Here is a 22,629-nt window from a genome sequence, read left to right on the forward strand (position 1 = left end):
AACACATGCAGTATGCAACTTACGACAACACAATTAAAAAATTAGCACAGCACCATATTACGGTGACAGATATCGCCCAAATTGCTTATGATAATGAACAATCATACGTGGCAGGTCTGACACTTGCACAAGTGGAAGCTGCGGTGGAAAGTATTTTACATAAGCGCGTTGTTCAGCACCAAGTATGGGTTGGACTTGAATTAGATCGCTTGGCTGAAGAACATTTACTAGAAGCACCGCTGCAAGATTTAGTCGAACATGATGATGGCTTGTTTGGCGTTGATGAGACAATCGGAACCGCAATTGCTATGTCATTTGATACGATTGGTGTGACGAACTATGGTTACATCGACAAACTAAAAGTTGGACTGGTTGGCGAGCTTGATCGCAAGGGAAAAACAAGCGAAGCAGTGACGACATTTGCAGATGATATTGTGGGTGCTTTAGCAGCAGCCGCGGCTTCTAAGGTAGCTCATAAATTCGCGGCAGGAATGGTTGAAAACTAATCACGAATCAGAAACTAACGCTGAGGCGTTTTTTTCATTGTCAATTATATAAAATATTTGCAAAATAGGTCTAGACCAATTATACTTAAATTATAAAGGCTAGAGGAGGAAAGTGCTGCGGCGTCTAACACGCCGTACCACGTGATGATATGGCAAAATTAATTAAGAATATTGACTTGTATACAGGCTATAAGCATATGCCAGACGCATACATGCGCTTCACTGACACAATTGAGGAAGTTGGCTACATGGTTGATTTCACAGCGCGAGCTGACGATGAGGTCATTGACGAGGCAACTGGTCAACTGGTTGTGCCAGGATTCATTGATGTTCATAAGCATGGTGGTTACGGTTTAGACACGATGGACGGTGATCCCGACAAGCTTAACGAGATGGTCAATAAAATGGTGACGGAAGGCATTACGTCACTATTTCCAACGACAATGACGCAATCACCTGAAAATATTGAACGTGCGTTGAAGACAATCGATCAAGTTGCTAAGACAAATCCAGTGATTCAAGGAATTCACTTGGAAGGCCCTTTTATTAACAAAGTTTTTATGGGTGCACAGCCTGAAAAATATATTATTGATCCAAACACTGAATTACTCAAAAAGTGGTATGCACTTTCTGGCGAACGCATACGCTTGGTAACTTATGCGCCTGAAAATGGTGGGTTGCCTGATTTTGAGGCATTCATGTTGCAACATCATATTGTGCCATCAATTGGCCATTCTAATGCAACTCGTGAACAATTGCGGCATTCCCGTGCTACTCACATAACACATTTGTATAATGCACAACGGCCATTACACCATCGTGAACCAGGTGTTACAGGTCATGGTATGCTTGAAGAATCAATCACAGGTGAATTAATCGCTGATGGTTTCCATGTTGTTCCTGATATGCTGCAATTGGCTTTCAAAGTCAAAGGGGCACAACGTCTTGATTTGGTGACTGACTCAATGCGCGCCGAAGGATTAGGCAATGGCGAATCAGAATTGGGCGGACAAAAAGTAATTGTTAAAGACAAACAAGCACGCTTAGAAAATGGACATTTAGCCGGTTCTGTTTTAGCCTATGATGATGCTTTTGCTAATATTCAACGCTTTACAAGTGCTGATATTAGCGATGCTGTACAAATGAGTTCGGTCAATCAAGCGCGTGAGTTTGGTTTGACACAAAAAGGTGATTTGTCAGCAAGTAAAGATGCTGATTTTAATATTTTTAATCAAGACATGGAATTACAAGCGACATACTCACTTGGTCGTCGCTTCGCAAGGGAGAATTAATGGCTAAACCGCGTTACATCGAAATTCACAATCAAATATTGTCACGAATAGAAGCTGGTGAGTGGGAAGCTCAAAAACGTTTGCCCGCTGAGCGTGATTTGGCACTGGAATTTGATGTGTCGCGGATGACTTTGCGTCAAGCAATTCAGACGTTGGTGGACGAAGGCATTTTAGAACGTAAGGTGGGTTCGGGAACCTATGTTGCTGAAAAGAAAGTCTCTGAACGTGCGCTCGGTGTCACAAGTTTCACGGAGTTAATGGCTGCAACAGGAAGACGAGCACGCACGGTGACTGTCAGTTATAAAACAACAACACCATCTGCTTCGGAAATGGAGCACTTACAACTATCGGAGACTGATGAAGTATTGGTTATGGAACGTCTGCGTTTAGGTGATGATGAACCTATTTTGTTGGAACAGACAACCTTGCCGGTTAAATTAGTTGAAGCATTTACACGTAGTCAATTAACGCAATCGTTGTATGCAACGCTGGAGCAGGCAGGCATTAATCCGGGTCGCGCTGAGCAAACAATCACGGCGAGTTTAGCCAACGAACGCTTGTCAGAATTACTCCATATTAAGCGTGGTGATCCAATTCTGTCAGTACGTCAAGTTTCATATGATCAAAATGATATGCCGTTTGAGTATTCACGTTCATTTTATGTTGGTGAACGCTTTGAAATGACAATTACACGTTAAAAAAGCTGATATCTTGATTGATATCAGCTTTTTATTATTTATGATTGAGTCGTTTAACAAGAATATCACCAATGACTTGTACTACTAAGACTAGAATCAAAACTAACAATGTTGCGACTAGCGTTGTATCAGTGGCAAAACGATTATAACCATACGAAATAGCCATATTTCCTAAACCACCAGCACCAATGGCACCAGCCATGGCCGTTAAGCCAATTAAACTAATTAAAGTGACGGTTGAAACACGAACCAGTTCGGAACGGCCTTCGCGTAAGTAAACGCCAAACACAATATCCCAAAAAGATGCACCAACTGATTGTGCAGCTTCGACGATACCACCGCTAACTTCTGATAAAGCAACTTGAACTTGTCGTGCATAGAATGGAAAGACGCCAAGAGATAATGGCACAAGCGCTGCGGTTGTGCCAATTTGTGTACCAACAATAATTTTGGTGACAGGTGCAATAGCCGCCAACAAAATGATGAATGGTAAGGCACGGAAGAAGGACACAATTTTATCAAAAATCCAAAACCATGTCTTACTTGGGGCAATACCATTTGGCGCGGTAATAATAAGACCAATACCGAAAATTAGACCCAAAAGGCCACCAAAAATAGCAGACCAAAATGTCATGTACAGCGTTTGTACAATTGCGGTCCACCAACCAGTGTCGCCACCCCAGCCTTGATATATTACATTAGGGAAAGTGTGTGCAAACCATTGATTCATAATGATTGGCCTCCTTTAATAAGTTCAACTGTCACATGGTGGTCACGCAGTGTACCGAGTGCAGCTTGCAGTTGTGATGTTTCTCCTGATAAGATAACCAACAATGAGCCAACAGGAGTTTCTTGCAAAATCTCAATGTTGCCGTACAAAATATTAGCGGTAACATTAAAATCACGGAATAGCCCTGCAATCAGCGGTTCATCGGTTGTGTCCCCAACATAAGAAAGGCGAGCAAAGACTTCGTTATCTTTTAAATTGTGAACAAGCGCTTCATGACTAATTGTTTCAATTGCTTTATCAATATTGGTAGCCGTCTCAATAAATTCACGTGTGAGCTGTTCTTTTGGTTGCGCAAATATTTCTAATAGCGAACCACTTTCAATAATTTCACCATCTTGCATGACCGAAACTTTGTTAGCAATTTCTTTAACAGCCTGCATTTCGTGCGTAATTAAAACAATCGTCAAACCAAATTCTTGATTGAGTTTTTTGAGCAACGCCAAAATTTGATTGGTTGTTTTAGGATCCAAAGCTGAAGTAGCTTCATCAGAAATTAGAATTTCTGGGTCATTTGCCAAGGCGCGGGCAATGGCAACACGTTGCTTTTGCCCACCTGATAATTGAGCAGGAAATTGGTCAGCGCGATCTGATAAATCAACTAGCTCAAGCAATTCTGCTACTTTTGCCTTTTTTTCGTCTTCTTTTAATGAACTATGTTGTAGGGCAAACGCGACGTTTTCAGTGACTGTCCGTTCGTTGAGTAGATTAAAGTGTTGAAAAATCATGCCGATTTTGCGGCGCCTATCACGTAAGTCGTTACCACCAATGATTGTTTTTTTAGCATTTTCATCTGTTGCTTGGAAAAATGTTTCGTTATTCACAATCACAGAACCACTAGTTGGCTCTTGCAACAAATTAATAACGCGAACAAGGGTTGATTTACCAGCGCCGGAATAACCAACAATACCGTATACATCCCCACGATTAACGTGAACAGTCACATTATTAACAGCAGTGATTGTCCGCTTTTTTTGATGGAAAGTGACATTGATATTGTCTAGTTTAATAATTGGTTCTTCTGTCATTTTTCATAACTCCTAATTAGTGCTTTAATGACGTCAATGTGTTGATTGTAGTCATCTAGGCGAATATTTTCATTTGGTGCGTGGTCGTTTGTATTGGCATAACCAATTCCTAAACTGGCAATTGGGGCACCCAATGCCTCATGAATATAATACATAGGACCAGTGCCGGGGGATGTTGGGATAACAACAGGTTGCGCTTTGTAGTAATGCGCTGTGACATCAATAACACGTAAAATTTCTGGGTCTGACATGTCACTACGATAACCAGGCTGCCCCAATGTCTTAGTCACCAGAATATCAGAAAAACCACGGCTTTGGAAGTGTTGTTTAATTTGAAGGAGCGTTTTGTCAGGATCCATTCCCGGAACCAAACGTGCTTCAAGTTTGGCTGATGCTTTGGCCGGTAAGACAGTTTTTACACCTTCACCAACGTAGCCACTGTCAATACCCTCAATGTTGAGTGTAGGTGAAAAATACAAAGTTGACTTCAAATCATCCCCAGTTTTGTCAGTCAAAAGTGGTACAGTGATTTGATGTTGCGCAACTAATGCTGCATGTGTTAGCGGCAATGCTGATACCAACTGTATCTCACGATGATTAGGGGGTGTAACATCATCATAAAATCCTGACACGTTAATGTGACCATTGTCATCGTACAATGTGGCAAGCGCTTGTGTCAAACGCCAAGCAGCAGAATCTACAACAGCGGCTAGTGACGAATGCAAATCATGACTAGCTGTTTTCGCGCTGACATCAAAAGTCACAATCCCTTTGTTACCACCAAATATCTCTACTTCCTCATTGGCATTTTTACCACCCGATTCCCAGATAACAAGGTCACCGGATAGATGTTGCTGATACTTAGCCAAATAATCGTCGAGATGTTGAGAGGACGTTTCTTCAGAACCTTCTATAATAAAGGTAATATTAATCGGTAGCTGATTGTTATGTTCAGATAAATACTCTGCCACGGCAGTAAGTCTTGCTGTCAAGTTACCTTTGTCATCATCGACGCCACGGCCATATAACTTACCATCTTTTTCTGTCAGCTGCCAAGGATTGCTGTCCCACAAGTCAAGTGGTTCTGCTGGTTGAACATCGTAATGATTATAAATGATAACTGTTGGCGCATTGGAAACAGCACTAGTTAATTTGCCAATGATAAAGGGTGCAAAGTAGGTATCATCATATAAAACTTCCGCTCCTAAACCGCGTAGTGCATCCGCAATTAATTTAGCAGTTTCTGGTAGTGATTCATGTTTTGCTGAAACACTAGGCAATGCAACCAAATCACGCAATAGCACTAAATATTGTGTTCTGATACTCATGTATTATTAGTCCTCCCGCAACAACTATGTACGCGCAAAAGCGCATGTATTACTTTTTATAATCCCAAACAGTGATTTCAGCTGTACCATAGAACTTTTTAACCAAACGCTTAGTTTCGGCAGTTTGTAATGATTTCACGACTTTTTTATAGGTCTCGTTGTTCTTATCTTTCTTGTTAGCGGCGATAAAGTTGAAGTACTGTTCACTGTCTTTGTTAAGCCCTTCAACATAAATTGCTGAATCAATGTCTAATTTGGCAGAAATAGCATAGTTAGTGTTAATGACTGCACCGGCGATTTTGGGATCGTCTAACGACTTGGCTGTCTGTGACGCGTCAATTGGTGTGATTTGTAGTTTTTTAGGATTTGATGTAATATCCTTTGGCGTTGCCGTATTAGTATCTTTGATTTTAATTAAACCAGCTTCAGCTAATAAATGAATGCCACGGTTTTCATTAGTGACATCATTAGGCACAACGATTTGATCACCTGTTTTAAATTCAGATGTTTTCTTATATGATTTAGAATATAAGCGCAAAGGTGTTGTCCAAGTGTCACCAATTGAAACAATATTTGTTTTGTATGTTTTATTCCAGTTGGCTAAAAATGGATAGTTTTGGAAGGCATTCAAATCAATATCACCGTCGGCCAATGCTTTGTTAGGCTGTGAATAGTCGGTGAATTTTTTTGTTTTTAAAGTGATGCCATATTTGTCTTTTGCGGTCTTGATGGCGGCATCCCAGATTTGATCTTCTTCCTTTGATCCAGCCATAACACCAATCGTAACAGTCTTTGATTGACTTTTACTACCATGGCCAAATGTATAAATAGCACCAGCAACAATGACAACAGCGATACCGCCGATAATCCAATTTGTTTTTTTACTCATAATATTTTCCTCATAATAGTGATGAGTTAACCTCGAATCACATTCTTATTTACTAAAATCAGCGTCCCAAGCAGCTAGTTCAACACCATCATATTGCTTGTTAATGGCTTTTTTAGTGGCTTCTGTTTGGTAGGCTTTAACTACTTTTTTGTAAGTGGCGTTGTTCTTGTCTTTTTTGTTAGCGGCAATAATGTTGACCCATTGATGAGAATTTTTGTTCAAGGGTTCAACAAAGATAGCTTTTTTATAATCTAAACCAGCAGAATCGGCATAAGTACCATTGACCACTGCACCTTGCACATCTGAGAGTGAGCGAGCTGTTTGGTCGGCGGCTAATTCTTTAATTTTGAGATTTTTTGGATTCTTGGTAATATCCTTAACAGTTGCTAGGGTTAAACCAGATTTGAGATCAATTAATCCTGCTGCTTTTAAAACATAAAGCGCGCGACTTTCATTGCTGGGATCGTTAGGAACAGAAATGGTGTCACCTGACTTGTACTGTGAGACTTTTGTATATGTCTTTGAATACAAACGGATTGGTGAAATGACAGTATCACCAATTGACACGATTTTGTCACCTGTTGATTTGTTTGACTGTGCTAGGAAAGCGTAGTGTTGAAAGGCATTTAAATCAATGTCCCCAGACGCAAGCGCTTTGTTAGGCTGTGAGTAGTCAGTAAATTCTTTGAACTTTAACGTGATACCATACTGATCTTTGGCAGTTTTTTTAACTGTATTCCAGATTTTGGCATCTTGTTTTGAACCTGACATAATACCGATGGTGACGGTTTTTGAAGTTGTTTTGGTTTTTTGACCAAAGCTGGCGTAAGCAATGCCGGCGATAGCGACAACAGCCACACCACCAACAAGCCATTTAGTTGTTTTACTCATGATACGTATTTCTCCCTGTTTTCTCTAAATGATAATTCCTGATTTTTAGAATGGCGATGAACAAGCTATTTTTTCAATCAAAAAAGCCGCTTCTGTACTTTATAAATACAGAAGCGGCTTACCGTAAGCGCGATACCATTCTGAGTTTGGACTATTTGTTACCAAATAGTTGCTCACTAACCATCGGGCATCGGGAAATGATCCTAGCCGAATGGTGTGCCCGTTAACGGGGGCCAAATCGTTACAAACTAAACGGTAAACCGATTCGTCTGCACCAATCACAGGTCATTTTCACAATCGCACGCACGCTAACTCACATCTCCCGTTAGCTTTCTTGGCTTTGATAAACTGTTACTTTCCTGTTCAATTCGTTTCATTCTAAAAATCGTTATAGATAATATTACATCCCATTCATTCTAATGTCAATAGTTTTTATTTTTTGAATAGTAAGCCAAAGACAATCAATACAATTAAGCTGGCACCAAATAGGGCGTAGGTGCCTAGTGCCTGAGCCAATAGCCCTGAAATGAAAGCGCCAAATAGAAACGCTAGAACGAGCCAAAGAAAATGAAAAGTATTGCTCAAAAATTGTTTGTCCCCAGTGTAGAAAAAGTTGGTAACGTTAGTGCCGATACTGCGTAAATTGCCTGTTGACATGACGCTTGTGAACGGAAGACCTTGTAATTTAGGAAAGGAATCAAGTTGAATGGCTAGAAAGAAAGACAAAAAAGCAATGAAAAATGTACTGCTCAAGTACTGGTGCATGGCAACGATGGCCGTAATACCAATAAATTCAAGTAAAATACTGTGCTGTTGAAGGGACAAACGTCCTTCAGGCCATCGCTTTTTCAGAATTGTATTGCAGGCGGCACCAATAGTGAAAAAAAGAATTGGCCAAATAAAAATCATGCTGGCGCCAAAGCGTCCATGGGCTAAATTGAATCCAGCCTGAATGAGGTTACCTGTTTGTAGACTAGCAAAACGTGACTCATGATATTGAAATGTGTAAGCGTCAACAAATCCAGAATTCATCGCTAGTAGTAAGCCAATTGGCAATCGTTCGTGAATGGGGTGTTGTGTTGTAAGCATTATTGTCTCCCTAAATAATCGTTGCGTATCTTTCCACTTTAGCACTTTGACATTATTTTAGGCAATAAAACCTTTAATTATCTAATTCTCCTAATGGTGAATGCCTTTTTTGATATAATGGGAACAAAGAATTAGGGGAGAATGAGATGAAGTGGCGATTTTTAATACTGACTTTGTTGTTTGCTATGTTTGGCATACAACAGGTTTCAGCGGATGATGACTATGAGATAACTAATTGGCAGCAAACAGTTGCAATTCAGCCTAATGGTGACGCTAATGTGACTAAGCAGGTGAGCTATTCGTTTGATGATGATATGCATGGCGTGGTTATGCGAGAAGGTTTGGCAGCAGGTAAAAAAGCGTCAGCACTGACGTGGGGTGGCTTAAAATCAATCCAAGTTTCAGTAAATGGCCAAGCTCCGACAGTCATTCAGCCAAGACAAGGTGCGGCGCAAACCGGTTACGTTGAAACAAAAACGTCAAACGCAGTTAAAGAAAAAGTGTATTATCCAGTTCGAGAGAATGATAAGTTAGTTGTCACTTATCAGTATGTTTTAAAGGGGTTGGTCACAAATTGGGACGATGTTGATGAGATTAATTGGCGACCGATTTCTGACTGGGATGTTGATTTAGACAAGGCAAAGTTGGTTATTAAATTGCCTAAAAAATCACCTAAACAACTAAAAGCTTGGGTGCATAGTCGGGCAAAAGGAGATGTTAAGCTAGATAAAGCACAAGGTGAAGTGATTGCGATGAGTGATACTGTTTCGGCAGATGAATCATTAGAAATTCACATGTATTTTGACAGCAATCAGACACCGCTTAATCAATTACGTCGCTCTGGCAAACGTGCGAAACTGATTAACCAGCAAGAAGCAGCGATCGTGGTTAAACATAACCGATTTGTTTTTTGGATGATGATTATTGCTTTCTTGGTTTCACCAATTCTGTTTGTGATAGTACTGTTTATCGTATTTTGGCAAAACAAAAAAGTGCGTTATCAACAGAATTTGGCAAAACAAAAAAGCGGTACTACTGGTGAACCAGTCCATATTTTTGATTTACCAAACGATCTTGGACCGGCATTAATTGCTGAGCGATTAGCAGAAAAGTCCGATGACGCCAAAATTGTCGTGGCAACGTTGCTTGATTTAGTGGCCCGTCATAAAATAACAATGACTTATCAAGACATGAAGCGACCAGATGAGATTACCTATCAAGTGACTGATGAAAATGGCTTGCAACCATTTGAATTATCTTTTGTGAGAATGATTTTTGGCAAAAATCGTGATTTAGTCCGTCATGGCGATTTTAAAAAGAAACAATCACCCGTTTCAAAAAGTATTAGAAAACGAATTGGCGCTTTCAAGCAAGCATTAGCCAAAGCAGAGCAACAGACACGCATTGTTGACAAAATTGCTACGCAAAAAGCGACTGATGCCAAAACAATGGCGTTGGGTGGTTTAATTGTATTATCAGTGATTTCAGCAGTTGTGTTAGGAATTATTGCTGACCAAACACAAGTGTCGAGTATCTGGGCCATTATTGTCATTGAGAGCGTCGTAGCGCTTGTAACGTTATTATTGACTGCTACTCAAAAAACGATTTTCTTCACTGTACCAGACGGTATGCAGGAACAATGGCAGTGGCAAGGATTTAAAAAAATGTTACATGATATTGCACACTTACAAGACAAGCAGGTGCTAGACGTCCAATTGTGGGATAAAATTTTAGCTTATGCAGTCATCTTTGGGGAAGCCAAGAATGTCGCTAATCAAATGAAAATTTGGGCTAAAGACATGGATTGGAATACTGATAATACATTGTTGTTTGTACCATATTATTTGTATGGTAGCGACTGGAGTGATGGTTTTGTCACTAGTATTAATCAAGATGGTGCCTTCCAATCAAGTAGTAACGTGAGTGGTGGCGGTGGCAGCTTTTCTGGCGGGTCATCCGGTGGCGCTGGTGGCGGCGGCGGTGGTGCATTTTAACATCGAATGGTCATAAATTAAACAACATTTTTCAAAAAAATTTGTTATACTATATGTATAAGTTAATTTCTGAGGGAGTAACTGACGAAATGTTCGTGGCTGAATCGTCAAAGCAAAACAGCAATGTTTTATATCGCGCTATGCGCCGGTTCAGCATTAAACAGTGAGACTCATGTAAACGTTTATTTGCGTTTGCATGGGTCTTTTCATTTTGTTAGTCTTAGCTTAACCTCAAGCGTATAAGGAGAATTTCGATGGCAGATAAGCCGTTATATAACCAAGACAGTACGGATGTTTTGGTAGCATTAAAAACTGATGCAAAAATCGGTTTGACAGGTCAAGAGGCAAAGGAGCGCTTTGAAAAAAATGGTCCTAACCAGTTGAACGAAGCAAAATCAACTAGTTTAGTTCAGAAATTCATCAACCAGTTTAAGGATTTGATGATTGCTATCTTGTTAGCTGCCGCAATCGTGGCGGCGTTTACAGGTGAACTGGTTGACGCCATCTTCATTTTGGCCATTGTCATTATCAACGCTGTTTTTGGTGTTTTCCAAGAAGCCAAGGCCGAAGATGCCATCAATGCGTTGAAAGAAATGTCTACCCCTAATGCAAACGTCATTCGTGATGGCAAGGAAATGTCTGTGAAATCAACGGATTTGGTTGTGGGTGATGTTGTCCGTCTGGAGGCTGGAGACATTGTGCCAGCTGATTTACGTTTAATTGAATCAGCTTCTCTTCAAGTTGAAGAAGCCTCATTGACTGGTGAGTCAGTACCGGTTGATAAAATTGCTGATACACTTGTAGACAGTGATTTGCCGCTGGGTGATCGTACCAACCTTGGATTTATGAATACTAACGTGACTTATGGCCGTGGTGTTGGTGTCGTAACAGGTACGGGAATGCAAACGGAAATTGGGCACATTGCCGGCATGTTAGAGGCAGCCGATGAAACCAAGACACCATTGCAGGCAAATTTGGTCAAGTTAGGTCAAGTTTTGACTTATTTGATTTTAGGAATTGCTGTGGTAACGTTTGTTGTTGGTTTGTTGCGTGGTAGAGAGACCATTATTGATATGCTGTTGACCTCTATCTCTCTGGCTGTTGCAGCTATTCCAGAAGGTTTGCCAGCGATTGTGACAATCACATTAGCACTAGGTACCACACGTATGGCTTCGCGTCATGCTCTCGTTCGTAAGTTGCCAGCCGTTGAAACATTAGGCTCAACTGATATTATCGGTTCTGATAAAACAGGAACGTTAACGCAGAACAAAATGACAGTCGAAAAGCTCGTGGTTGATGCTGAAATTTCAGACGCTGATAACGCAGGAGAATTGACTGATACGTATGCCAGATTAGCTGATATTTTGGCATTGAACAACGATACAAAGCGTACAGAAAATGGTTTGGTTGGTGATCCAACCGAAACGGCATTAATTGCTTTCAATGAAAAGCATGATCGTGATATTGACAAGTTATTTAACGAGATGCCACGAGTTGCAGAATTACCCTTTGATTCAGAACGTAAGTTGATGTCAACGGTTCATCCGGCACCCAATGGTTATATTATTACGGTGAAGGGTGCACCCGATGAATTATTAAAGCGTGCTACACAGATTGAAATGTCCGGTCAAATTGTTGAATTGAGCGATGATATTCGTGCTAAACTGCTGGGAATTAATTCTGAGCTGGCAACGCAAGCGTTGCGTGTGTTAGGATTTGCTTACAAATTAGTTGATGAAATGCCTACTGAGATGACGACACAAGTTGTTGAAAATGATTTGGTATTTACTGGTTTTGTGGGCATGATTGACCCAGAAAGACCAGAAGTTGCACAGGCTGTTGCCGAAGCAAAAGCTGCTGGTATTCGGCCAATGATGATCACGGGTGACCATCGTGATACAGCCGCTGCGATTGCGATTCGTTTAGGTATTTTGGATGAGAAAGACATTGATACTGCCGTTATTTCTGGTTCTGATATTGACGCGATGAGTGAAGCCGAATTCGCGGAAAATGTCACTCGCTATAATGTCTATGCTCGTGTTGCGCCAGAACACAAAGTTAAAATTGTCAATGCTTGGCAGAAAAAAGGCAAAGTTGTCGCGATGACTGGGGATGGTGTTAACGATGCGCCGGCTTTGAAAGCTGCTGATATCGGTATTGCAATGGGTATTACTGGAACAGAAGTTTCTAAAGGTGCTTCTGACATGGTTTTGGCTGATGATAACTTTGCAACGATTGTGCATGCTGTTGAGGAAGGTCGTAAGGTCTTTGCTAATATTCAAAAAGCATTACAGTACTTGTTAGCTTCTAACTTAGCGGAAGTGATTTCAATCTTTGTGATGACACTTTTGGGTTGGAATATTTTAGCGCCAATTATGATTCTGTGGATTAACTTGGTAACCGATACTTTGCCAGCGATTGCCTTAGGTATTGAACCAGCAGAAAAGGGTGTGATGAAACGCAGTCCTCGTGGTCGTGGTGCTAGTTTCTTGTCTGGTGGCGTTGGTCCCGCTATTATTTGGCAAGGTATTTTGCAAGCTGTTATTGTGTTGAGTGTGTATGGTTTTGCTTTGGCAGCACCCGTTCATGCGGAGAGCCATTTGGCGCACCAAGATGCTTTGACTATGGCATTTATGACACTCGGATTGATGCAAATGTTTAACGCGATTAACGTTAAGTCGGTGTACGGTTCTATGTTTGGGCCACAGGCCTTTAGAAACAAGATGTTCAACTGGGCATTATTAGGATCACTTGTAGTCATGGCAGCTGTTGTGGTGATTCCGCCTTTGAACCCATTGTTCCACGTCTCGCATTTGGATACTTATCAATGGGCAATTGTGTTAGTTGCGGGAATTAGTATCATTGTGATTGTGGAACTGGTAAAATTGGTTCAACGAACAATTTTCAAAAAAGGATAATAGAACATTGGCAAAATTTAATCCCAAACAAGCACAAGTTTATGTGCAGACTTTGCAACAAGTTTTAACAGCAACTCAGGAAACAGCTGATCGCGTGGCACCATTTTTTACTAAATTAGATGATGCAAAACAAGAGAACAAGGTAACTGACATTCCTGCAGCAGAATTCGCTGAAATTAAAGCCGAGTTTGAAGACGCAGTGACGAGTTATCAAGAGAATGCTGCTCGTTTAAATGCTGCACAAGCACCAATTCGTATTTTGGGTGTGCATAAGTCATTAGCAAAGAATTATGAATTGTACGCTCAAGCAACAGCGTTGATGAGCGATTCACTAAATGTAGCCGATCAAACAATCGATGATGATAAATATGAACAATCTGAGGCTGATCAAGCTCAATATTTGAACAAAGTACAGACAAATGTATCAAAAATAATGACTTCACAAATGTAAATCGGTCTAGACCAAAAAGAGGATAAACACCACATTGAATGGTGCTTATCCTCTTTTTGGTCTAGTTATTTTTTCAAAGAATTTCATCACAAAAGTGATTTAAACCGTGACATGAAAGCGTTTACATGATAAGATAAAGACGAAGCACAACTTAAATGGATGCCACTCATGAAGTAAAAAATGACGCTTCACATATTTTTTCATTGCATCCAACATGAAGTGGAGGAGACTTTCATGCAGAGAATAACAGATTGGTTACAGAAAAATTTGGTGCCGATTGGCGCGAAACTATCATCTATTAAGGCACTGAATGCTATTCGTGATGGTATCGCCTTGGCGATGCCTCTGATTTTGGTCGGATCTTTGGCGATGATTATTCGTAATTTTCCAACCCCTAATGATATGTGGGTGACATGGATTACTGCTAATGGTGTCTTAAATTGGTTGGTGAAAATCATTTACGGTACGTTTTACTTAGTCGGTATCGTTTCAGTCGTTGGTATCGCTTCCAATTATGCCAAGTTGCTATCACCAAAGGCTGATGGTATTTCAGCAGGTGTCTTAGCACTTGGTGGTTATTTCGTTTCGACACCATATTTAAATGGTGCTAACGGCAACCAAGCGTGGGGTGCTAAAGTCGCAATTGCCGACCAAGGAATTGCATATTCAGCAACAAACGCTAACGGTATGTTTGCAGCGATTATTATTGGACTGGTGTCAGCAGCCATTTATGCTTGGTTCTTAAATCATAACATTACCATCAAAATGCCTGATTCAGTACCACCAGCCGTTGGACATTCATTTGCGGCATTAATTCCTGGATTTGTGATTATTTTGCTCTGGGCCTTGCTTTATGCGCTATTCCAAGCAACTGGCTTGGTATCTATTCACAATATTTTACAAATGATTTTGGGTGATCCACTAAAAGCGTTTGGTGGTTCATTAATTGGTGCAATTGTGGTAGCGGTGCTTGTGTCGCTATTCTGGTTCATTGGAATTCACGGTGGTAACTTAGTTGGTGCTATTATGTCACCTATCTTCTTGCAATTGATGCAAGAAAACGTTGACGCAGCGAAAGCAGGTAAAGCATTACCAGAAGTTATTACACAGCCATTTATGGATAACTTTGTCTATATTGGTGGTGGTGGTGCGACGTTAGGTTTGATTATTGCACTCGCTATTTTTGCAAAATCAAAGCAAAATAAAGCAATGCGACCACTAACATTAGTGCCTGGTATCTTTAACATTAATGAGCCGACAATGTTTGGTTTGCCAGTTGTATTGAATGTTTACTTAATCGTACCGTTCCTGATTGTGCCAGTGATGAATGTCTTGATTTCATATTTTGCGATGTCATCAGGATTAGTTGCACGTACAACAGGTACACCTGTACCCTGGACGATGCCACCAGTGATTTCTGGTTTCTTGGCAACCTCAAGTATTTCTGGGGCGGTGTTACAAATCGTTTTGATTCTCTTGGATCTATTAATTTGGATTCCGTTCTTCAAAGTGTTTGATAAAGCGCTTTTGGATGAAGAAAAGCAAGCTGATAGCGACGCTGTTGTTGGATAGTATAAAAGCTTTAATCAAATTTTTGATTAAAGCTTTTATTTTGAATCGTAATCAATATTTTTTGGGTAAATGAACCTTGAGCGAGTTGCGACGCTATGGGTTGAATATTTGCTTGCCATGTTTGATATTGGTTGGGGGATATGTCGCTGATATGATTGAGCTCATTGAGACTGTTGATGGACAAACCGATGTTATATTTTTTGATAATAGTGGCAAGGGCACTTTTTTGCCAAGCAATTAAAGGTAATCCTGCTCTAAGATAAAGACTCGCTTTGTGTGGTGCGTTGTATTTAGTGTAGCTTTGATATGTTTTGTCTTCAAAATCATTATCCCATATCAAACCAAATCCAGAGGTAAGTTGGTTTAAAATATCATCAGGGTCAAAATTACCATGGTAACTAACCTGATTAGGGAAAACAAAATCACGCCATTTTTTGGGAACAGAGCCAAATAAGTTGATTTGTGGCCCGTCGTAATCTTTTAGCCAAGGTGACTTTTGAAAAGTACCAGCAAAGTTAATGAGGTGGCTATATGAAGCTAATTTGTCGACTTCCCCAAGATAATCAAATAAAGGTTGAATAATGAAGTTTGAGTTGATGCCCATACCTCTAAGGGCGTTAGCCATGGCCTCTGAATGAACAATAATAGTATTGTACTGCTTTAAAACAGACAATTCCCAAGCATCGGTTTTGACCAGGCGAAGTGGTTCAATATCATGAATTAAAACAATACTGTGTGCGGAACGGTTATTAATCTCCTGTACCCACTGTTGCTCAAAATGGCAACTCATATAGCTAGGGAATTGATGAATTACAATATCATCTGCTTTGACAGCGTTAAGCCAAGTTTTAATATGGTTCTGTCGCGTTTCATTGTCAAAACGAACATCATTGTAGCGGGCAATAGGTAAAATTGTCCAACCTTGTTTCTGAGCAATTTGAGCATAATCTGATTTTGCTTTTAAAGCACCTGGTGGCATCCATGGTTCAATTGTGTGCGTGATGAAGTAAGTCATAGCGATATTATACCAAAATCCGAACCATTTTTTTGAAAATTAATTAAAATCCGAACTATATTAGAAAGATAATTGCAATATTCGGCAATTAGTTGTCTTTTTAACCAAATTTTAACATAAAAATCTGCTTAAAGTCGGATAATGTAGATATTAACTTTTGGGAGAAGAAAAACATGCAACGTTCAGCAAAAATTGGTATCGGTGCGGCGGCAATCGTCGTTATTGCGGGTGGCATATACGCGGCAACACAACAATCAACAAAGAAAAGTTCTGGCTATGCTGTGGCTTTGGTAACAGATGGTGGTGGCATAGATGATCGATCATTTAACCAATCGGCATGGGAAGGGTTGGAGTCTTATGGAAAAGCCAATGGCCTGAAGCAAGGGAAAGGCGGTTACAACTATTTTCAGAGTACAGATACATCAGAAATAAAGACTAATTTGCAAACGGCCGTTAAAGGTGGTTATAAGTTAGTTTATGGTGTTGGATTCGCGGCGGCACCTGCTGTAACTAGCGTTGCTAAAGCTAACCCTAAGACAAATTTTGCCATTATTGATGCAGTGATTGCTAAGAAAAATGTTGCTTCATTGACATTTAAAACAGAACAATCATCATACTTGGCTGGTGTTGCGGCAGCTAAGCAATCAAAGAGCGGCACGGTTGGTTTTGTGGGTGGCATACATGGTGATGTTATCGACACTTTTGAGGCCGGTTTTAAAGCCGGTGTTAAGGCAACAAACGCTAACATCAAAGTATTAACGCAGTATACTGATTCATTCACGGATGCCGCCAAAGGCAAGACAATTGCTGCATCAATGACTGCCAATGGTGCCGATGTTATTTTCCAAGCAGCTGGTGGTGCTGGAAATGGTGTCTTTGCAGAAGCTAAGGCAGCAAACCAAAAAGAAAGTGCCGATTCAGATAAGAAAATTTGGGTAATTGGTGTTGATCGTGATCAAAAGTCTGATGGTAATTACAAGGATAAAGATGGCAAGTCATCTAACTTCACCTTGGTATCAGCAGTAAAGCGCGTCGATAGTGCGGTTGAAGATGTTGCGACAAAGGCCAAAAATGACAAATTCCCTGGTGGTAAAACAATCACATATGGTTTGAAAGAAAAAGGTGTCAGTCTATCTAAGGATTCTGCTTCTAGCAGTGTTTGGTCAGCAGTTCAGTCAGCACAAAAGAAGATTGTCGCTGGTGATATCAAAGTACCTGTTCATCCATAATCTCGTTTTAAAAATTAATCGCAGTGATGCGATTTTTTTTGTATAACAATACTTGAAACAATATAAAAACGAACAATTATATATATTTTGAATTTAATTTCGTCTTTTGTTTACAAATTAGTCATGATTCCCCTTAAAAAGTCTGTATAATAGTCATTGGAGTTTAGGAAAAGGATGACTATGATGGATTTTAATACAGTTTTTGATTATGAAGACGTTCAACTAATCCCCAATTTGGGAATACTTGAATCACGTTCCCAGGCGGATACGTCAGTCAAATTGGGACGATATACCTTTAAGTTACCAGTTGTACCAGCCAACATGCAGACGGTTATTGATGAACCGTTAGCAAAACATTTAGCGGCCAATGGTTACTTTTATGTGATGCATCGTTTTGAACCAAGTAAACGATTAGATTTTGTTAGAAGCATGCAATCTGAGCAGCTGATTGCGTCTATTTCTGTGGGCATTAAGCCGGAAGAATATCAATTTATTGATGATCTTAAATCAGCAGGACTAGTGCCGGAATTTATCACTGTTGATGTTGCGCATGGGCATGCTGTACCAGTTATCGACATGGTAAGATACATTAAAAAAACTTTACCAGATAGTTTTGTTATCGCTGGTAACTTGGCAACTGCCGAGGCTGTTAGGGATCTTGAAAATGCCGGCGCCGATGCTACTAAAGTGGGTGTGGGTCCTGGGAAGGCTTGTATTACGAAATTAAAAACTGGATTTGGGACTGGCGGTTGGCAATTAGCGGCATTGCGCTTATGTGCTAAGGCAGCAAAAAAGCCAATAATCACTGATGGCGGTATTCGTCATAATGGTGACATAGCTAAATCAATTCGGTTTGGTGCGACAATGTGCATGATTGGCTCATTATTTGCGGGCCATGATGAAACACCTGGTGAGATTGTCGAAATCAATGGTGACAAGTTTAAGATGTACTTTGGTTCTGCTTCACAGTTTCAAAAGGGTGAATACAAGCATGTTGAGGGTAAAAAATTGTTAGTACCTTATCGTGGTAGTATTGATACCACACTACGTGAAATAAAAGAAGATTTGCAATCATCAATTTCTTATTCTGGTGGTCGTGAGCTAGCAGACCTTAAACGTGTTGATTATGTCATTGTTAAAAATTCGATTAGTAATGGTGATACTTATTAAAAATAGAAAAATATGTTAAGAAAACTGACATGATATTGTGTGATCGTCAGCTTTTTTGCTATACTGGAGTATTATGAAAAAGATATGGATATTTTGTGTTGCTTTTTTAGCAACTGTCACAATGATGATGGGTATCACGAAGGTTGACGCCGCACAGCCTAACTACATTATCACAACCGATGCGACGTACCCTCCGTTTGATTTTCAAGATAAAAATAATCAATACACTGGTATTGATCAAGAAATTTTGAAAACAATTGCCAAACGCGAAGGTTTTACCTATACGCTTAAGCCAATGAGCTTCAATGCTGCTACGCAATCAGTAACATCTGGACAAGCGGACGCAGTGATTGCAGGTATGTCAATTACTGATGAGCGTAAACAAGTTTTTGATTTTGGGACACCGTACTATAAGTCTGGAATTGCTTGGGCGGTTAAAAAAGGCTCAGCTATCAAGTCATTGCAAGATTTGAAGGGCAAAACTGTTGCGATTAAAACAGGAACTGCTGGCGCTGATTATGCTTTATCAATCCAGAAAAAATATGGCTTTAAGGTAACTTATTTTAGTGATTCTGATACACTTTATAATGATGTGATTAATGGCAACTCACAAGCTACTTTTGGCGACTTACCAGTTTTGCAGTATACTATCAAAAATGGTACCAAGTTAAAAGTGATGAACCCAACTAATCCATACGAGGCTGGTTGGTACGGTTTTGCGGTTAAAAAAGGTGATAACGCGCAATTGTTAGCTTCTTTTAATAAGGGATTCGCTGCAATAAAAAAAGATGGCACTTATCAAAAGATCGTAAACAAATATTTAGGCGCTCCGGCTTCAGAATTTACTGGTAGTAAATCAGACAATAGCTCGGTATTTGGTATTTTAAAGTCCAATGAAAATGCCTTTATGAAGGGATTGTGGCAAACAATCCTATTAACATTGTTTGGTATTATTTTAGCTTCAATTTGGGGCATTTTACTTGGTATCATGGGTGTTAGCCAAAATAGTGTGATTAGGGGTATCTCAACCACAATCATTTACGTCTTCCGTGGTATGCCGTTAATGGTATTAGCATTTTTCATTTATATTGGACTGCCTGGCGTTATTGGTACTAAAATCCCAGCATTTACGGCTGGTGTCATCACACTGATTTTGAATGAGGGTGCATATACTGGTGCGTTTGTACGTGGTGGTTTTAAAGCAGTTGACAAAGGTCAAATGGAAGCGGCACGAAGTCTTGGATTTACTTATGGTAAGTCAATGTATAAAGTGATTATGCCCCAAGGACTCAAAATTATGGTGCCGAGCTTTATTAATCAATTCATCATCACTTTAAAAGATACATCAATTTTGTCGGCAATTGGTATTTTGGAATTAACACAAACAGGGACCTTAATTGTCTCTCGTAACTCACAGGGCTTTCGTGTATGGGCTATTATTGCTGTGATATATTTGGTTGTAATCACGTTACTGACTTGGTTTAGTAATTGGGTAGAAAAGAGGACGCGTTCATGAGTGAAGCACAAGTAAAAGTGCATGTTGATAAAGTTAATAAATCCTATGGTGAAAACCATGTTTTGCGCGATATTTCATTGGATATTGCCGAAAACGAAGTGGTTGTTATGATTGGACCATCAGGATCAGGTAAATCAACCTTTTTGCGGATGTTAAATCAATTAGAAACACCTGATAACGGGACAATCATTGTTGATGGCTATGATATTTCAGATAAAAATACGGATATCAACAAGGTTCGCGAAAACATTGGTATGGTGTTTCAAAACTTCAACTTGTTCAATAATTACACCGTGCTAGAAAATATCATGTTAGCACCTGTTGAACTCAAAAAACTAGACAAAGTTGCAGCAGAGAAAAAAGCACGTGAACTTCTTGAAACTGTTGGTTTATCTGATAAAGCGGATATGCCAGTTAGTTCCTTATCTGGTGGTCAAAAGCAACGTATCGCGATTGCACGCGCATTAGCAATGACGCCTGATATTATGTTGTTTGATGAACCAACTTCTGCGCTGGATCCTGAAATGGTTGGCGATGTACTTGATGTTATGAAAAATTTGGCCGAGTCTGGTATGACAATGATTATCGTGACACATGAAATGGGCTTTGCCAAGCAAGTAGCTGATCGTGTTGTTTTCTTTGAATCAGGTAAAATTCAAGAATCAGGAACACCAGATCAAGTATTTGATGCACCAAAGAATGAACGTCTACAAGAATTTTTGAGTAAAGTCACGCATGTTTAACCGTGGCGTATGAATGACAGGTGGCCATAGCGCCACCTTTTTTGGGGAGAAAAAATGTTTAAAAAAGGTATACTAATCAGTTTTTTGGCGATGTTGTCGATTACCACGTTTGTTTTTGCAATGGGTGATAATTTAGTTCATGCGGATAAACCGAATTATATCATTTCAACTGATGCAACCTATCCGCCGTTTGATTTTCAGGATAAAAATAATCAGTATGTGGGTATCGATCAAGATATTTTGAAAGAAATTTCGAAACGAGAAAATTTCACTTATACGTTAAAACCAATGAGCTTTAATTCAGCAGCACAACTTGTTTCAAATGGACAAGCTGACGGTATTATTGCGGGTATGGTAATTACGGAGGAGCGTAAGGCCGTTTATGATCACTCAACACCTTACTATAAAACGGGTGTGGCTTGGATTGTCAAAAAAGACACCAAAATTAAATCATTAAAAGACTTAAAAGGCAAAACTGTTGCTTTAAAGACGGGTACGGCCGCTTCAGAATATGGTAAATCTTTGCAAGCTAAGTATGGGTTTAATGTTAAATACTTTAACGATACAGACACAATGTACAATGATGTTGCGGTGGGCAATTCTGCTGCAACATTTGAAGATATGCCAGTTATTCAGTATGCTATCAAAAATGGTGTTAAGTTGAAGGTTATGAATGCCGATAATCCAGGGAACGCTGGTTGGTATGGATTTTTTGTTAAAAAAGGTGAGAACAAAGCGCTGTTGTCAGCTTTCAACCGTGGTTTTGCTGCTATTAAGAAAGATGGTACGTATGACAAAATCGTTGCAAAATATCTAGGTGCTAATCAATCTACATTCACTGGCGCCAAAAAGGATAATTTTTCTGTTCTGGGTATCTTAAAGGCGAATAAAAGTGCCTTTTTGAAGGGCCTGTGGCAAACAATTATGCTCACATTCCTTGGCATTATTTTAGCTTCAATTTGGGGTGTCGTGTTAGGCGTAATGGGTGTGAGTCAAAATAAATTTGTACGTGGCGTATCGACGACGATTATATATATTTTCCGTGGATTACCACTTATGGTGTTGGCATTCTTTATTTATATCGGTTTGCCTGGTGTGATTGGGGCCAAAATTCCTGCTTTCACTGCCGGGGTATTGACATTAGTTCTTAATGAAGGCGCTTATACAGGTGCTTTTGTCCGTGGTGGTTTTGAAGCGGTGGAAGTTGGTCAGATGGAAGCAGCACGATCGTTGGGATTACCTTATCGTACAGCAATGCGGCGTGTGATTATGCCGCAAGGGTTAAAAATTATGGTGCCAAGTTTCATTAATCAATTCATTATTACATTGAAAGACACCTCAATTTTGTCAGCGATTGGCTTGCTAGAATTGACACAAACCGGTTCCTTAATTGTTGCACGTAATTCCCAAGGTTTCCGCGTATGGGCAATTGTGGCTATCATGTATCTGATTATCATTACATTACTTACTTGGTTTAGCAATTGGGCGCAAAAAAAATTGCAATAAAACAAAA

At 39.9% G+C, this 22,629-nt stretch carries 19 protein-coding genes; 12 read left to right on the forward strand and 7 right to left on the reverse strand.

Annotated features, from left to right (window positions below; translation table 11 throughout):
* The first annotated feature begins 5 nt into the window (after positions 1–5).
* From ACI3ES_RS02185 to ACI3ES_RS02195, 3 genes are all read left to right on the forward strand, one after another.
* Positions 6–506, forward strand: a complete 501-nt coding sequence (locus ACI3ES_RS02185) for a phosphatidylglycerophosphatase A (protein ID WP_407632013.1) — start codon at positions 6–8, stop codon at positions 504–506.
* Positions 507–655: 149 nt separating this feature from the next.
* Complete coding sequence (gene nagA / locus ACI3ES_RS02190; protein WP_114666374.1) at positions 656–1,798, forward strand: N-acetylglucosamine-6-phosphate deacetylase; 1,143 nt, start codon at positions 656–658, stop codon at positions 1,796–1,798.
* Positions 1,798–2,496, forward strand: a complete 699-nt coding sequence (locus ACI3ES_RS02195) for a GntR family transcriptional regulator (RefSeq protein ID WP_114666375.1) — start codon at positions 1,798–1,800, stop codon at positions 2,494–2,496. The genes nagA and ACI3ES_RS02195 overlap by 1 nt, the downstream gene beginning before the upstream one ends.
* 34 nt (positions 2,497–2,530) lie before the next feature.
* On the opposite strand, the gene ACI3ES_RS02200 is transcribed toward ACI3ES_RS02195, so the two are convergent.
* The 6 genes from ACI3ES_RS02200 to ACI3ES_RS02225 all read right to left on the reverse strand — a co-directional run bounded on the left by ACI3ES_RS02200 (position 2,531) and on the right by ACI3ES_RS02225 (position 8,508).
* A complete protein-coding gene (locus ACI3ES_RS02200) occupies positions 2,531–3,226 on the reverse strand; it encodes a methionine ABC transporter permease (protein WP_010278514.1) in 696 nt (231 codons plus the stop codon).
* Entirely contained in the window at positions 3,223–4,311 is a 1,089-nt protein-coding gene (locus ACI3ES_RS02205; protein WP_142511289.1) for a methionine ABC transporter ATP-binding protein, read from the reverse strand. Before ACI3ES_RS02205 ends, ACI3ES_RS02200 begins: the two co-directional genes overlap by 4 nt.
* Complete coding sequence (locus tag ACI3ES_RS02210; RefSeq protein WP_317212047.1) at positions 4,308–5,639, reverse strand: M20/M25/M40 family metallo-hydrolase; 1,332 nt, start codon at positions 5,637–5,639, stop codon at positions 4,308–4,310. Before ACI3ES_RS02210 ends, ACI3ES_RS02205 begins: the two co-directional genes overlap by 4 nt.
* Before the next feature lie 49 nt (positions 5,640–5,688).
* Entirely contained in the window at positions 5,689–6,528 is an 840-nt protein-coding gene (locus tag ACI3ES_RS02215; protein WP_142511288.1) for a MetQ/NlpA family ABC transporter substrate-binding protein, read from the reverse strand.
* 45 nt (positions 6,529–6,573) lie between these two features.
* Positions 6,574–7,419, reverse strand: a complete 846-nt coding sequence (locus ACI3ES_RS02220; protein ID WP_114666379.1) for a MetQ/NlpA family ABC transporter substrate-binding protein — start codon at positions 7,417–7,419, stop codon at positions 6,574–6,576.
* Between the two features lie 432 nt (positions 7,420–7,851).
* The gene (locus ACI3ES_RS02225) at positions 7,852–8,508 is read right to left on the reverse strand and encodes a YoaK family protein (RefSeq protein WP_004915779.1); all 657 of its coding nucleotides are present in this window, start codon (positions 8,506–8,508) and stop codon (positions 7,852–7,854) included.
* A gap of 146 nt (positions 8,509–8,654) precedes the next feature.
* Here ACI3ES_RS02225 and ACI3ES_RS02230 point away from each other — a divergent pair, with 146 nt between their 5' ends.
* The 4 genes from ACI3ES_RS02230 (at position 8,655) to ACI3ES_RS02245 (ending at position 15,443) form a co-directional block, all read left to right on the forward strand.
* A complete protein-coding gene (locus ACI3ES_RS02230) occupies positions 8,655–10,502 on the forward strand; it encodes a DUF2207 family protein (RefSeq protein WP_407632014.1) in 1,848 nt (615 codons plus the stop codon).
* A gap of 254 nt (positions 10,503–10,756) precedes the next feature.
* Positions 10,757–13,420: a cation-translocating P-type ATPase gene (locus ACI3ES_RS02235; protein WP_114666381.1), complete on the forward strand. Its 2,664-nt coding sequence runs from the start codon at positions 10,757–10,759 to the stop codon at positions 13,418–13,420.
* Between the two features lie 7 nt (positions 13,421–13,427).
* A complete protein-coding gene (locus tag ACI3ES_RS02240; RefSeq protein WP_142511287.1) occupies positions 13,428–13,871 on the forward strand; it encodes a chemotaxis protein in 444 nt (147 codons plus the stop codon).
* A 234-nt stretch (positions 13,872–14,105) separates the two neighbouring features.
* On the forward strand, positions 14,106–15,443 hold the full coding sequence (locus ACI3ES_RS02245) for a PTS sugar transporter subunit IIC (RefSeq protein ID WP_010278635.1): 1,338 nt from the start codon (positions 14,106–14,108) through the stop codon (positions 15,441–15,443).
* Between the two features lie 10 nt (positions 15,444–15,453).
* Here the strand turns inward: ACI3ES_RS02245 and ACI3ES_RS02250 are convergent, their stop codons facing one another.
* Entirely contained in the window at positions 15,454–16,458 is a 1,005-nt protein-coding gene (locus tag ACI3ES_RS02250) for a sugar transferase (RefSeq protein WP_114666383.1), read from the reverse strand.
* 173 nt (positions 16,459–16,631) lie between these two features.
* Here ACI3ES_RS02250 and ACI3ES_RS02255 point away from each other — a divergent pair, with 173 nt between their 5' ends.
* The 5 genes from ACI3ES_RS02255 to ACI3ES_RS02275 all read left to right on the forward strand — a co-directional run bounded on the left by ACI3ES_RS02255 (position 16,632) and on the right by ACI3ES_RS02275 (position 22,622).
* Complete coding sequence (locus tag ACI3ES_RS02255) at positions 16,632–17,687, forward strand: BMP family protein (RefSeq protein WP_114666384.1); 1,056 nt, start codon at positions 16,632–16,634, stop codon at positions 17,685–17,687.
* Positions 17,688–17,870: 183 nt separating this feature from the next.
* Positions 17,871–18,857, forward strand: coding sequence for a GMP reductase (locus ACI3ES_RS02260; RefSeq protein WP_114666690.1), 987 nt, complete (start codon positions 17,871–17,873; stop codon positions 18,855–18,857).
* 73 nt (positions 18,858–18,930) lie between these two features.
* Positions 18,931–20,373 (forward strand): ABC transporter substrate-binding protein/permease, encoded by a 1,443-nt coding sequence (locus ACI3ES_RS02265; RefSeq protein ID WP_114666385.1) that lies wholly within the window; start codon positions 18,931–18,933, stop codon positions 20,371–20,373.
* Positions 20,370–21,116: an amino acid ABC transporter ATP-binding protein gene (locus ACI3ES_RS02270; protein WP_114666386.1), complete on the forward strand. Its 747-nt coding sequence runs from the start codon at positions 20,370–20,372 to the stop codon at positions 21,114–21,116. Before ACI3ES_RS02265 ends, ACI3ES_RS02270 begins: the two co-directional genes overlap by 4 nt.
* A 54-nt stretch (positions 21,117–21,170) precedes the next feature.
* Positions 21,171–22,622: an ABC transporter substrate-binding protein/permease gene (locus tag ACI3ES_RS02275; RefSeq protein ID WP_114666387.1), complete on the forward strand. Its 1,452-nt coding sequence runs from the start codon at positions 21,171–21,173 to the stop codon at positions 22,620–22,622.
* The last annotated feature ends 7 nt before the right edge of the window (positions 22,623–22,629 follow it).

Source organism: Leuconostoc falkenbergense (assembly GCF_045801155.1).
Lineage (GTDB): Bacteria > Bacillota > Bacilli > Lactobacillales > Lactobacillaceae > Leuconostoc > Leuconostoc falkenbergense.

Coding starts and splice junctions, on each gene's coding strand:
- ACI3ES_RS02185 (WP_407632013.1), top strand. CDS start 6: ATGCAGTATGCAACTTACGACAACACAATTAAAAAATTAGCACAGCAC.
- nagA (WP_114666374.1), top strand. CDS start 656: ATGGCAAAATTAATTAAGAATATTGACTTGTATACAGGCTATAAGCAT.
- ACI3ES_RS02195 (WP_114666375.1), top strand. CDS start 1,798: ATGGCTAAACCGCGTTACATCGAAATTCACAATCAAATATTGTCACGA.
- ACI3ES_RS02200 (WP_010278514.1), bottom strand. CDS start 3,226: ATGAATCAATGGTTTGCACACACTTTCCCTAATGTAATATATCAAGGC.
- ACI3ES_RS02205 (WP_142511289.1), bottom strand. CDS start 4,311: ATGACAGAAGAACCAATTATTAAACTAGACAATATCAATGTCACTTTC.
- ACI3ES_RS02210 (WP_317212047.1), bottom strand. CDS start 5,639: ATGAGTATCAGAACACAATATTTAGTGCTATTGCGTGATTTGGTTGCA.
- ACI3ES_RS02215 (WP_142511288.1), bottom strand. CDS start 6,528: ATGAGTAAAAAAACAAATTGGATTATCGGCGGTATCGCTGTTGTCATT.
- ACI3ES_RS02220 (WP_114666379.1), bottom strand. CDS start 7,419: ATGAGTAAAACAACTAAATGGCTTGTTGGTGGTGTGGCTGTTGTCGCT.
- ACI3ES_RS02225 (WP_004915779.1), bottom strand. CDS start 8,508: ATGCTTACAACACAACACCCCATTCACGAACGATTGCCAATTGGCTTA.
- ACI3ES_RS02230 (WP_407632014.1), top strand. CDS start 8,655: ATGAAGTGGCGATTTTTAATACTGACTTTGTTGTTTGCTATGTTTGGC.
- ACI3ES_RS02235 (WP_114666381.1), top strand. CDS start 10,757: ATGGCAGATAAGCCGTTATATAACCAAGACAGTACGGATGTTTTGGTA.
- ACI3ES_RS02245 (WP_010278635.1), top strand. CDS start 14,106: ATGCAGAGAATAACAGATTGGTTACAGAAAAATTTGGTGCCGATTGGC.
- ACI3ES_RS02250 (WP_114666383.1), bottom strand. CDS start 16,458: ATGACTTACTTCATCACGCACACAATTGAACCATGGATGCCACCAGGT.
- ACI3ES_RS02255 (WP_114666384.1), top strand. CDS start 16,632: ATGCAACGTTCAGCAAAAATTGGTATCGGTGCGGCGGCAATCGTCGTT.
- ACI3ES_RS02260 (WP_114666690.1), top strand. CDS start 17,871: ATGGATTTTAATACAGTTTTTGATTATGAAGACGTTCAACTAATCCCC.
- ACI3ES_RS02265 (WP_114666385.1), top strand. CDS start 18,931: ATGAAAAAGATATGGATATTTTGTGTTGCTTTTTTAGCAACTGTCACA.
- ACI3ES_RS02270 (WP_114666386.1), top strand. CDS start 20,370: ATGAGTGAAGCACAAGTAAAAGTGCATGTTGATAAAGTTAATAAATCC.
- ACI3ES_RS02275 (WP_114666387.1), top strand. CDS start 21,171: ATGTTTAAAAAAGGTATACTAATCAGTTTTTTGGCGATGTTGTCGATT.